Genomic DNA, 12,599 nt, shown 5'->3' with positions numbered 1-12,599 from the left:
GACTATCAGACGATCCGTGGGCGGGAACAAAAGGACCCGTCCACAGGCCGCGCGCGCCACGCTTTCGGAGTAATCGCTGGTGGTCGCCACAACCCGGGGCGGGCCCGGTTTGTCGCGGCGAACAAACCGCGGAACCGCGCGTAACGCGCGCGGGCACCCGGCGTTTGCCAAGCGTGGAGATCAGGGAAGCGGCCATCGCCGCCATGGGCCGGACCGAGGTCGAGGAGCTCATCGACCGCGCGGTGCGCCCGGACGTACCGCTGCGGGTGCTGTTCGCCGCCCTGGACCGGTACACCGAGCTGCTGCGCCCGGTGCTCGACGACGAGCCCGCGCCCGGCGCCGGGCCCGCGGCCGCGCCGCTGGTCCTGCCGGTCGCGCCGGGACCGCCTCGGCCCGCCGGGCCGCCGGGCCCGCCGGAGTGACAATCGCTTGAGAGCTCCGGCGCACCTGGCCGCCCATGATGATCACTGTCTCTTGCCCGCGCCGGGTCGCCCCTCTTAGCCTGCTCTGTATCCGCTGCTCAAACCGGCTCCAGCGGAAAACAAGAGAAGCACAGGGATCTGGTCAGAACGTGAATACGATCCGGTTTCAGGTCCTCGGCCCGCTGCGGGGCTGCCGCGGCGAGGAGGAACTGGCCACGGGCAGCCCGCAGCAGCAGGCGATGCTGGCCGCGCTGTTGCTGCTGCCGGGGCGGACCGCGAGTTCGGCGGAGCTGATCGACGCCCTGTGGGGCGACCAGCCGCCGAGCCGGGCGCGCTCGATCCTGCGCACGTATGCCTGGCGCTGGCGGCGGGTCCTGGATCCGGACGCCGCGGACGGCGCCGCCTCGGAAGTGCTGGTCTCGCTGGCCGGCGGCTACCGGCTGGCTCTGCCGCCCTTCGGCGGCGGTGGCGGCGGGGCAGGCTCCGCACGAGGGCGCGCGAACGGAAACGCCGCGCCGGCCGGTGCTTCCGCCGCCGCTGTCAACGGCGTCAAAGATCCTGGCGCCTCCCCCACCGGCGAGAAGCCCGGCGGGTCCAGCGGGTCCCGCGAGTCCGGTTGGATCGACTGGTCCAGCGGCGACAGCCTGCCGGTGGACGCCGAGCGCGCCGAGCACTGGGCCGCCGAGGCCGACAAGGCAAGCGCTGCCGGACAGCCGGAGCAGGCTCGGGAGCTGCTGCGGCGCGCCGTGGACCTGTGGACCGGGGTGCCGCTGGCGGGGGTCCCGGGACCGTTCGCCGAACGGCAGCGGCGGCGCTTCGCCGAGCTGCGGCTGAGCCTGCTGGAGCGGCGGATCGCGCTGGACGTGGAGCTGGGACGCGGCGCTTCGTGCGTGCCGGAGCTGCGGGCGCTCACCGACGAACACCCGCTGCGGGAACGGTTGTACGCGCTGCTGATGCGGGCGCTGTCCCAGTCCGGACGGCAGGCCGACGCGCTGGCGGCGTTCACCGCGGCGCGGCGGCTGCTGATCGGCGAACTCGGCGTCGAGCCGGGCGCCGAGCTGCGCGCGATGCACGCCGAGGTGCTGGCCGGCGGTCCGCCGAGCCCGCCGGCCGGAGCCGCGGCGACGGCGGCCGCGGCGTCGCGGATGCGGCGCGTCCCGGGTCAGGGCCCGCAGAATCCGGTCGTGCCGCGTCCGGCGCAGCTGCCGCCGACCGAACCGGACTTCGTCGGGCGCGGCGCGCTGGCCGAACGCCTCGGCGCCGAGCTGAGCGCGGGCGCCGCCGGCACCACGCCGACGGTGCTGGCGATCGCCGGGATGGGCGGCGTCGGCAAGAGCACGCTGGCGCTGCACGTCGCACACCGCGCGCGCCCGGCCTTCCCCGACGGCCAGCTCTACGCCGATCTGCGCGGCACCGGTGCCACGCCGGTCCCGCCGCAGGCCGTGCTGGAGGACTTCCTGCACGCCCTCGGCGTGGCGACCGAGCAGATCCCGGAGGGTACGGCCGCGCGCTCCTCGCTGTTCCGCACTCTGCTCGACGGCCGCCGGCTGCTCGTCGTGCTCGACGACGCCGCCAACGCCGCGCAGGTCAGACCCCTGCTCCCGGGCGCCGGCGGCTGCGCGGTGCTGGTCACCAGCCGGGCCCGGCTGGTCGCGCTGCCGAAGTCGGCGCAGGTGTGGCTGGACGTGTTCGACGACGAGGAAGCCCTCGGGCTGCTCGGGCGGGTCGCCGGCCCGGAGCGTCCGCACGCCGAGCCGGAGGCCGCGCGCCTGCTGGTCGACGCCTGCGGACGGCTGCCGCTGGCGGTGCGGATCGTGGCCGCCCGGCTCGCCGCGCGCCCGGCGTGGACCGTCGCCTCGCTGGCCGGACGGCTGGCGGACGAGCGCTCGCGGCTGCGGGAGCTGCGGATCGGGGAGCTGGCGGTCGCGCCGGCCTTCGAGGTCGGCTACCAGCAGCTGACCGCCGCGCAGGCACAGGCCTTCCGGCTGCTCGGCGCGGTCGAGGCGGCGGAGATCGGGCTGCCCGCCGCGGCCGCGGTACTAGAGCTCCCGGTGGCCGACGCCGAGACGGTGCTGGAGTCGCTGGTCGACGTGGCGATGCTGGAATCGCCGGCCGAGCACCGGTACCGGCATCACAGCCTGCTGCGGGACTTCGCGCACGGCGCTGTCGGGGACGCCGACCGCGCGGCGGCCGAAGGGCTGGCGGCGCGCTCGCGGCTGGCCCGGTTCCTGCTCGCCGGGGCGTGTGCGGCCTTCGAGACGGCGGTCCCCGGCGACCCGATCCGGGAGACGCTGGCGCCGCAGGGCATCGGCGACTTCGCGTTCGACTCCCCGGCCGCCGCCCGCGCCTGGGCGCGCGGCGAGGCCGCGACCGCCGCGGAGCTGACGGCTCGGATCGCCGCCGAGGCGCTGCGCGAGGGCCCGCGCGCCGCGGAGTACCGGGAGCTGATCCCGGCTTCCATCAACCTGCTGATAGCGATGAGTCCCTTCGGTCCGGGACCGTGGGGACGCCGGACCGCGGCGGCCGTGCAGGACCTGGCGCGCGCCGCGGAGCGAGCCGGGGACGTGCGCGGGCAGGGCCGGGCGTGGTTCCTGGCGGGCAACACCGCGCTGGCGGCGGGGCGGCTGGACGAGGCCTCGCAGCACGGCCGGTGGGCGCTGGAGCTGTGCACCCTGGCCGAGGACCCGGTGATCGCCCGGCAGGTGCTGAACGACCTGGGGGTGATCGCGCACGGCCGCGGCGCGTACGACGAGGCGGCGAGCCTGTTCGGCGAGGCGGTGGCGCTGGCGCGGTCCCTGGGACACCGCAGCGGCGAGGCCAGTTCGCTGCTGAACATGGCGGTCTCCCGCCTGCGCGCCGGACGCGCCGCCGAAGTCCTCGCCGACTGCGACGGAATGCTGGCCTCGGCCCACGAACGCGGCGACGCGGCTTCAGAGGCGCAGACCCGCTATGTCAGCGGCCTGGCGCTGGCCGCCCTGGAGCGGTCGGCCGAGGCGGCGGAGCGGTTCGAGACGGCAGCGATCGACTGGACCGCGCTGGGCGCCCTGGACCGTGCGGCCCGCGCCCGATTCCAGCTGGCGAAGGCACTGCACAAGCTCGGCGCGGACGAATCCGCCCGCGATCACGCCCACGCCGCGCTGGCCGAGTTCGAGTTCGACGGCCGCGTGGCGGATCAGCGAGCGGTGCGGGCGCTGCTCGACGAGCTGGACGCGCCGCCGGGCTGACGGCGACGCGCGGGGCTTTTCGGTGCCGCCTCTGACCGATGTGCGGGTGGGGCGCGGTTCGGTCGTGGATGTTTGGGTGACACTGGCGGCCGCCGGTTCACGGCGGGATCGGGACGCGACCGCGCGCCGATCCGCGTCACCGCGCACACGTCATGCGCGCCCTTTTTCCAGGCGCACTCAAAGCATTGCCGTACCGGACGCGGCGCGGGACAAGCGCCGGCCGGCCGGCATGCGGGCAGCCCTCGCACCGGCTGCCCCGGCGCGGGTTCCACCACTGCTGTCGACAGTGATGCGACACCCGCGCGGCCGCCCCGCCGAACCCCGGTGGGGCCGCGTTCAGCGGGGCGGCCGAGTCGCCGGCGCCGTCAGGACGGCGCCGGGTGGCCGCCTTCGGGGACCATGGTGTTCCAGTCCCCGACCTCGCCGTGGCTGCTGGGGAAAGCCTTGGCGGTGTGGGTTCCGTCAGGGCGGGCCATGGCGTGTTCGGCGGCGGCGGTGGTGGCCAGTGCGGAGGCGCCGAGGGCGGCGGCGAGGGCGAGCGTCGGCAAGACGGGGTGACGCCGGGTGGCCATCGGGCGGGTTTCCTTCCGGGGGGAGGAACGGTTGGGCCACTGTGCCACACCCGGCGTCTACGTCCGATCTACGGCCAGCTCGATCGTCGATCCGCGGGGGGCGAACCAGGGTGAACACCGCGTATCGCAGGACCGTGGCCAATCGTGCCCCGAACCGATCCCAAACCGTTACCGCGCCTGCGCCGGGTCCACCCGGTCGCCTTCGCGACCGGCGCCAGCGCCAGAGCATGCTGATCTGCACTGCTCCAAGCAGCGCCGTGATGACCACTTCTGCAATAGGTTGACGCTGTCGCCCGAGAAGGGGCTACGGTTCACTGCGGGGGCTGGGGTGAATCCTTCCAGGCGGACGGCCTATCCTGCTGTCCGGCTCGGGCAAACGATAACGAGATCTTGATGGGGGTCAGCGAATGCAACCGCTGGAAGCGGGGGATCCGACACGCATCGGCCCATATGCCATTCTCGGCGTGCTCGGCAGCGGCGGCATGGGCAAGGTCTACCTCGGCCGCTCCACCGGCGGCCGGACGGTGGCGGTCAAGGCGGTGCGGCCCGAACTGGCCGACGACTCGCAGTTCCGCCAGCGGTTCCGCAACGAGATCGAGGCCGCCAAGTCCGTCTCCGGTGCCTTCACCGCTGCGGTCGTGGACTCCGACACCGAAGCGTCCGTGCCCTGGTTCGCCACCGCGTTCATCGCCGGCATCTCCTTGGGGGACGCCGTCAGCCGCTTCGGGGCGCTGCCCGAGCCCGCTTTGCGCACCCTGACCGCCGGCCTGGCCGAGGCGATCACCGCGGTGCACCGCGCCGGGATCATCCACCGGGACCTCAAGCCCGCGAACGTGCTGCTGGCCCTGGACGGCCCGTACGTCATCGACTTCGGCATCACCCGCGCCACCGAGGGCACCGCGCTGACCACCGCCGGGACCGTGATGGGCTCGCCGGGCTTCATGTCGCCGGAGCAGGCCTCGGGGGTGCGCGTGGGTCCGGAGACCGACATGTTCTCCCTGGGCGCCACCCTGGTGTACGCCGCGACCGCGCGCAGCCCGTTCGGGGACGGGCCGACGCCGGCGCTGCTGTACCGCGTGGTGAGCCAGGAGCCGGACATCACCGGGGTGCCGGACTCGCTGCGCGACATGATCGCCGCCTGTCTGCACAAGGAGCCGGCGCGCCGGCCCACCACCCAGCAGATTCTGGAGTACCTGGACGCCAACGCCCCGGCGCCGACCACCGGCGGCTGGCTGCCCCCGCACTACACCGACGCGATCGTGCAGGCGAGCAGCGTCATGACCCACATGGGCATCAACTCCGGTCCGTCCGCGCACGTGGGCAACACCGGAAACGAATACAACCAGCAGTCCGGCTACCAGGGCGGCGGCGGCACTCCCCCGTACGGCAACAGCAACACCCCGGCCTACGCCCAGACCGCGCAGAGCGGCATGGTCGGCGTGGGTCCCTACGGTGGTCCCGGCCCGAACAGCGGTCCGCAGCAGCAGATGCAGTACCAGCAGCAGAACCCGAACAGCGCCGGCAAGATGAGCCGCCGCGCCCTGTTCGGGATCATCGGCGGCGGCGTGGTCGTCCTCGGCGGCGGCGGCGCGGCGATAGCCCTGTCCGGCGGTTCCAGCGACAAGCAGGCCACCACCACCGGCGGCGCGACCGGAGGCACGACCGGCGGACCCACCAGCAGCGGCCCGTCCACCTCGGCGGACACCAGCAGCGCCCCGTCCACCACCGGCGGGACCACCCCGACCAGCAACCCCTCGGTGCAGGACCCGAACACTCCCGGTTCGCAGAAGCTGGGCGGGGCGCCGCAGGGGAAACCGGCCTTCCAGCAGACCACCACCGACCAGGTCTACGGCAGCGCGCTGGCCAACAACGTGCTGGTGCTCGAAGGCAGCCAGAAACTGCACGGTCTGAACAGCCAGGGCCAGACCAAATGGCCGGACATCGAGTGCGGCAGCGGCACGATCGGCATCCTGACCGCGATGGACCCGAACGGCACCACGCTGTACACCACCGGTCTGGACAACACCGGCGGCGACCCGCTGTTCGCGATCGACGTCCCGACCGGCAAGATCCTGTGGCAGGTCCCGCAGGTCGACCGCAACTGGCAGCTGCAGGGCGCGGCCGGCGTCATCGGCAACCTGGTGATCGTCTCGGCCAACGTCAACGTGCAGGGCGACGGGCTGTACGCGGTCGACAAGACCACGCACAAGGTCGTGTGGAAGCAGAACACCAACGACATCGGCGCCATCCACGTGCCGCCGTCGGGCAAGTACATCTTCACCGCCCACGACTCGGCCACCGCCGACACCGACGCGACGATCACCTGTCTGGACGTCACCACCGGCAACAAGGTCTGGCAGGTCTCGCAGAAGAGCGCGGTCATGGGCGGCGCGGGCTCGGACCCCTTCGCCTACACCAACAACCTGCTGATGACCGGCGGCGACAAGCTCACCGCGCTGGACCCGGCCACCGGCAAGGTGGTCTGGGCGACCCAGCTCGGCAGCATCGACACCGGCGTGAGCCTGGCGAACCACCCCTTCACCGACAACAGCGGCCGGGTCTACGTCACCGCCGACGGCCTGCTGGTCGCCGCGGACGCCAGCAACGGCAAGCTTTTGTGGCAGTCCTCGCTGCCGGACTCCGACCAGTTCGAGATCGACGGCGCGTTCGCCGTCGGCGACGGCCAGCTCTACGTCACCGACTACAAGAAGGCGCTGTACGCGGTCGACGCCAAGACCGGCAAGTGCAACTGGTCCTACTCCAACGCGCTGCTCAGCGGCCAGGACGTGTCCACGCTGACGGCCGGCGGCGGCAAGGTGTACTACACCGCCGGTGAGGCCATCATAGGGTTCAACGCGAACGGGCAGTAGGCGGCCGCGTCCGCTTCGGGCGGGCTCCGGCGCCGAGCGGCGCCCGGTCCTTCGGGACCGGGCGCCGTTTGCTTCGGCTCAGCCTGAGCCTGAGCAGCCCGCGCAACAGTCCCGCACCAGAGACGCCGACGACATGCTCGCCGCGTCTCAGGACCACCGGGAGCAGGCTCATGACGCGCAGGAACTCGGTGGTCAGAGCACTGATCTTCGCGGGGTCGGGGTCCCTAGCGCCTGCGACCGCGGCGTGTGCGGTGCGCGCTGTGTGCGCCCAGCGGCACGGCGAGCGCCGCCACGGCCGCGGCGGTGCCCATCCACGCCGCTCCTGACCAGGGGGAGGCAGTGGCCTGCGATCTGCGCGATGGCAAGGGCGAGTAGCCGCCGGCGTCCGTGACGCTGAATGCCAGTGTCACCGCCTGCTGCGATCCTGGCTGCGGCGTGATGGCGCGGAGGGGTGCCCGAGTCGATGTCCACGGAGGTGTCGGGATGGGAGTCGGCACAGGGGTCGGAGTTGGGGTCGGCGTCGGCTTGGGAGAAGGCGTAGGCGTGGGCGGCGGAGCCGCGGAAGGCTTGGACCCGCCAGGCAGCATTCCGTCCGGCTTGACTTTCCCGTCGGCCTGCAATCCCCAGTCCATCAGGCGCGCCGCCTGGTCGAAGACGTCTGTGCCGCCGAGCATCAGGGTCTCGATGACGGTGTGGCCGTCGCGGGTCGCGGCGCCGACGTAGGTGTGGCCGGCCTTGGTGGTCAGGCCGCCCTTGATGCCGATCATGCCCGGGTAGCTCTTGATCATCGGGTCGTGGCCGACGAGGGTGAGCGTCGTGCCCTTCGGGCCGGGGAACGTGGTCTGCTTCAGGTCGCAGTAGGCGCGGAAGGCCGGCAGGCGCAGGCCCGCGCGGGCGAAGATCGCCAGGTCGTAGGCGCTGGTGAGCTGGCCGTCCTGGTCGTAGCCGTCGGCGTCGAGGACCGTGGTGTCGTGGGCGCCCAGGCTCCTGGCCTCCTGGCGCATCGCCGCGACCGTGGCGCTGAGACCGCCGGACAGGTGCGCGAGTTCGGCGACGGCGTCGTTGGCGGACTCCACGAACGTCGCGCGCCACAGGTCGGCGATGGAGTAGGTGACGCCCGCGGTCATGCCGACCACGCTGCCGTCGGGCTCGGCGGCGAAGTCGGCGGCCTTCGGGGTGACGGTGCGCGCCGGGTCCAGGCGCGGGATGAGGGTGTCGGCCGTCAGGACCTTAAGGGTGCTGGCCGGGTACAGCTCGCGGTGCGGGCTCTGCTCGGCGAGGATCTGGCCGGTGGCGTAGTCGGCGACGACATAGGAGGCGACGTCCACGCTCGGCGCGGAGCCGACGCTCGCCGCCCGGGATCCCGGCATCTCGACGACGCCCACCGCCAACGCCGCGACGACGGCGGCGAGCAGCACGGGCGCACGGAACCGGGGGCTCACTGCCACATGCGGGACCGTATCAGCGCCCTGGTGCGCGATCAACGGCGCCCCCTCTTGAACACATCGGCTTGAACACGTCGGCTGAACACATCGGCAGGACACGTCAGCGACGTTGACACTGTCATATGACAGTGTCATCATCAGTCCCGTGAACGGTGACTCGGCGGCATGGACCATCGACCGGCTCGCGCGGCTGGCCGCGGCGGCGTTGGCGGCCGGGGCACCGACCCAACCCAACGGCCGGATCAGGGAGGTGCCCGACGTGCGGACCATCCGCTGGTACACCTCCATCGGCCTGCTCGGCCGCCCGGCGGCGATGCGCGGCCGCACCGCGCTGTACGGCCGCTCGCACCTGGCCCAGCTGGTCGCCATCAAGCGGCTGCAGGCCGACGGACTGACCGTCGCGGCGGTGCAGGAGCGGCTGCTCGGCGCGGACGAGAGCGCGATCGAGGAGATCGCCCTGCTGCCCGCCGACCTGGAGGAGCTGATCACTCGGGTCGAGGGGACGCAGGACGCGGGCGAGCCTGAGCGCAAGCCCGAGCCGAAGGCGCAGACCCGGGCGCGGTTCTGGGTGGCGCCGGTGGCATCGACTCCTGCTGACGAGGAACCCGCAGCGAGCGCGCTCGCCGACCACGACGCGCTCGCCAGATCCGCCGCACCCGCCTCACCTGCCGAACCCATCACCGCTGCACCTATCACCGCAGCACCCATTACCACCGACGCCGTCTCCGACATCGCAGTGCCCGTCCACGGCATTCGCCTGGCGCCCGACGTCACCCTGCTCCTGCCGCCCGGCCGTGTGCCGGACGCCGCCGCCCGGGCCGCGATCGCCGAAGCGTCGCGGCCGCTGCTGGACCTGCTGGAGCGCCTCGGCCTGTCCGAGACCTGAGATCCGCACTATTACGAGGGGGAACGACCCATGACTGTTGTTCAAACCGGTGTCGTCGACGTCGTCGAGGAAGCGCCGCGCCCGGAGCCGGACGGCGGCCTCGGGGCGCTGCGGACCGAGCGCGGGAACCTGCCGCTGGAGCTGATCGAGGTGCGCTCGGCGGTGGCGGGGCTGGCCGTGCGCACCGAGCTGGCGCAGGGCTTCCGCAATCCGTACGACGTGCCGCTGGAGGCGACGTACATCTTCCCGCTGCCGGACCGCGCCGCGGTGACGCGGCTGCGCATGGAGGCCGCGGACCGCGTGATCGAGGGCGTCATCAAGGAGCGGGAGGCGGCGCGCGCCGACTACGACGCGGCGATCTCCGCGGGCCAGCGCGCCTCGATCGCCGAGGAGGAGCGCCCGGGCGTCTTCACGCTGCGGGTCGGCAACATCATGCCCGGCGAGCGCGTGGTGATCCGTACGTCGCTGTCGGGGCGCCTGCCGTATGAGGACGGACAGGCCACGTTCCGGTTCCCCTTGGTCGTCGCGCCGCGCTACATCCCCGGCGCCGACCTGCCCGGGGAGCAGGTGGGCAGCGGCACGGCGTCGGACACCGACCAGGTACCCGATGCCTCGCGCATCAGCCCACCGATCCTGCTGCCCGGGTTCCCGAACCCGGTCCGGCTGTCGATCGAAGTGGCGGTCGACCCGGTGGGGCTGCCGCTGGCCGGGCTGACGTCGAGCCTGCACGGGGTGAGCGTGGAGGAGTCGGAGGGCTCTCGATATCTGGTGCGGCTGAACCCCGGGGCGCGCGCCGACCGGGACTTCGTGCTGCGCTTGGGGTACGGCGGTTCGGGCGCGGCGACATCCTTGGCCGTCGCATGGGACAGCGAGTCCGCGAACGAGGTCGCGAAGGAATCCGCGAAAGCGACGCCCACTGACATCGGCACATTCCTGCTGACCGTCCTGCCCCCGGAACCGACCGGCGCCACCCGCCCGCGTGACGTCGCGCTGATCCTGGACCGCTCCGGCAGCATGGGCGGCTGGAAGATGACCGCCGCCCGCCGCGCCGCAGCCCGCATCGTCGACACCCTGACCGCCGAAGACCGCTTCGCCGTCCTGACCTTCGACGACCAGATGGAAACCCCCGACGGCCTCCCCACCGGCCTGTCCGAAGCAACCGACCGCCACCGCTTCCGCGCCGTCCAGCACCTGGCAACCGTCGACGCCCGCGGCGGCACCGAGATGGAACCACCCCTCCGCCGAGCCGCCACCCTCCTGTCCGACGACAACCCCGACCGCGACAGAGTCCTGATCCTCATCACCGACGGCCAAGTAGGCAACGAGGACCGCCTCCTCACCACCCTCAGCCCCAAACTGACCCACATCCGCGTCCACACAGTCGGCATCGACACCGCCGTGAACGCCGCCTTCCTCCAGCGCCTATCCACCCTCGGCGGCGGCCACTGCGAACTCGTCGAATCCGAAGACCGCCTCGACGACGCCATGGACGCCATTCACCACCGCATCGCCACCCCCCTCGTGACCGGCCTCCACCTGACCGGAGTCGGCGGCCTCGAGCTAGAGCAGAACTCGGTCACGCCGACCCGACTGCCAGACCTCTTCGCCGGAGCACCGCTGGTGGTAGCCGGGCGACTCGGCGGGAAGATGGTCGCGCTCGGCGCGACTGCGAGCGACAAGAATGCGGCGGCTGGCGAGAGCGCGGCAACTAGCGCGAGCGCGGTCGCGCTCAGCGACTCGGCGGCGACCAGCAAGAGTACGGCTGCGATCGAGGGCTCGGCGGCGACCAGCAAGAGTACGGCTGCGATCGAGGGCTCGGCGGCGGCTGGCGAGAATGCGGCTGCGGTCGGCGACTCGGTGGAGGCTGGCAAGAGTGCGGCTGTGCTCGGCGACTCGGCGGAGGCTGGCGGGAGAGCGTCCGCACTCGGCAATTCTGCGGCGAGCGACACGAATGCAGCGGCCGTCGAGGGCGCGGCGGCTGGCGAGGCTGCGGCTGTGCTCGGCGGCTCGGCAGAGGCTGGCAAGAGTGCGGATGCGGTCGATAGCTCGGCGACGGCTGGCGAGAATGCGGCTGTGCTCGGCGACTCGGCGACGGCTGGCGAGACTGTGGCTGCGGTCGGCGGCGCGGCGGCTGGCTCGGGCGAAGATGCGGCTGCGGCTGACACCATCCCCGGCATCGTCATCACCGGCACGGCGGCCGATGGGTCCGCGTGGAGTCGCCGTGTGGCTGGGGTTGGGACTGCGGATGCGGGGCTTGGGCAGTTTTGGGCTCGGGGGCGGATTCGTGATCTGGAGGATCGGTATGTCTCGACCTATGGCGGGCAGGCGGAGATCGAGCGGGCGATTGTTGCTGCCTCGGTTGAGCACAGTGTGCTGTCGCGGTTCACGGCTTTCGTGGTGGTCGACAGTCGGGTGGTGAACGCGGGCGGCGCTCACAAGCAGGTCACGCAGCCGGTCGATCTGCCTGATGGTTGGGCGGCGGACTTCGGGGGTGCTCTGCCGGTCAGTGCTTCGATGCCCGCGCCGGCCGCCGATGCCCATTACTCGAGTCTCGACTTCGGCGCGCGGGTGTCGCGCAAGTCTGTACGTGCGCGGAGCGTCGGCGCGCCGAAGCCCGGGCCGTTGGCGCCCGGCGGCGGACCGGGGTACGGCGGCGCCATGCCGGCTCCCGGTGCGCCGATGCCGTCGGTCCCGCCGTCGGTCCAGCCGTTGGCGCGGCCGTTGCTGCCGCCGCTGGCGGAGCCCGCGATCTCGGTCGACTCGGCGGACGACATGGCTGCCCTGCCCGACTTCTTGAAGGAATCCACCTCCGCCGCGGACGAACTCCGCGCCCTCGCGGCGACCTGGCTCCCCCGCCTCACGGCCGCCGCGAACGACACCGCCGAGGCCCAGGAGAAGCTGCTGACCGAATTCGCCACGGAGCTGCGCGAGCTTGCCCCGCGCCTGTCGTCCACGCGCTCCGCCGATGCCGGTGACCTCCTCAGCACCCTGACTGCCCTCGACAAGCCGTTCGACAAGCCGCTCGACAAGCGCCGCCAGAGTGCCATCGCGTTCCTGGAATCGGTGCAGCAGGCAGTGTCAGATTCGGAGCCGACGACCAAGCCGCGGCGCGCGCCGTTCTGGAAGCGGTAGGTCCGGACAAGGCGAGAAAGCGTTACCGCACAACAGAGGCCCGGCTCG

General features: G+C 72.6%; 7 protein-coding genes. 5 read left to right on the top strand and 2 right to left on the bottom strand.

The window, feature by feature from the left end; translation table 11 throughout:
- Positions 1-173 precede the first annotated feature (173 nt).
- Positions 174-422, top strand: coding sequence for a hypothetical protein (locus tag CACI_RS22095; RefSeq protein WP_015793058.1), 249 nt, complete (start codon positions 174-176; stop codon positions 420-422).
- 149 nt (positions 423-571) lie between these two features.
- The gene (locus CACI_RS53900) at positions 572-3,646 is read left to right on the top strand and encodes an AfsR/SARP family transcriptional regulator (RefSeq protein ID WP_015793057.1); all 3,075 of its coding nucleotides are present in this window, start codon (positions 572-574) and stop codon (positions 3,644-3,646) included.
- 365 nt (positions 3,647-4,011) lie between these two features.
- Here CACI_RS53900 and CACI_RS22085 read toward each other — a convergent pair whose 3' ends face one another.
- The gene (locus tag CACI_RS22085; protein WP_015793056.1) at positions 4,012-4,218 is read right to left on the bottom strand and encodes a hypothetical protein; all 207 of its coding nucleotides are present in this window, start codon (positions 4,216-4,218) and stop codon (positions 4,012-4,014) included.
- Positions 4,219-4,625: 407 nt separating this feature from the next.
- Between CACI_RS22085 and CACI_RS45925 the strand changes: the two genes are divergently transcribed.
- Positions 4,626-7,088 carry a serine/threonine-protein kinase gene (locus CACI_RS45925; protein ID WP_015793055.1) on the top strand — a complete coding sequence of 821 codons (2,463 nt, stop codon included), beginning with the start codon at positions 4,626-4,628 and terminating at the stop codon, positions 7,086-7,088.
- A gap of 224 nt (positions 7,089-7,312) precedes the next feature.
- Here the strand turns inward: CACI_RS45925 and CACI_RS48130 are convergent, their stop codons facing one another.
- Complete coding sequence (locus CACI_RS48130; RefSeq protein WP_190276792.1) at positions 7,313-8,536, bottom strand: D-alanyl-D-alanine carboxypeptidase family protein; 1,224 nt, start codon at positions 8,534-8,536, stop codon at positions 7,313-7,315.
- A gap of 142 nt (positions 8,537-8,678) precedes the next feature.
- Here CACI_RS48130 and CACI_RS22070 point away from each other — a divergent pair, with 142 nt between their 5' ends.
- A complete protein-coding gene (locus CACI_RS22070; RefSeq protein ID WP_041542183.1) occupies positions 8,679-9,419 on the top strand; it encodes a helix-turn-helix domain-containing protein in 741 nt (246 codons plus the stop codon).
- A 30-nt stretch (positions 9,420-9,449) separates the two neighbouring features.
- On the top strand, positions 9,450-12,551 hold the full coding sequence (locus CACI_RS49220) for a VIT domain-containing protein (protein WP_015793052.1): 3,102 nt from the start codon (positions 9,450-9,452) through the stop codon (positions 12,549-12,551).
- The last annotated feature ends 48 nt before the right edge of the window (positions 12,552-12,599 follow it).

Source organism: Catenulispora acidiphila DSM 44928, assembly GCF_000024025.1.
Lineage (GTDB): Bacteria > Actinomycetota > Actinomycetes > Streptomycetales > Catenulisporaceae > Catenulispora > Catenulispora acidiphila.
The sequence above is the reverse complement of the archived record's forward strand: the minus strand, read 5'-3'. Positions and strand labels throughout refer to the sequence as shown.

What these genes read in the sequence shown, in the direction of transcription:
- CACI_RS22085 (WP_015793056.1), bottom strand. Translation starts at nt 4,218, where the DNA reads ATGGCCACCCGGCGTCACCCCGTCTTGCCGACGCTCGCCCTCGCCGCC.
- CACI_RS45925 (WP_015793055.1), top strand. Translation starts at nt 4,626, where the DNA reads ATGCAACCGCTGGAAGCGGGGGATCCGACACGCATCGGCCCATATGCC.
- CACI_RS49220 (WP_015793052.1), top strand. Translation starts at nt 9,450, where the DNA reads ATGACTGTTGTTCAAACCGGTGTCGTCGACGTCGTCGAGGAAGCGCCG.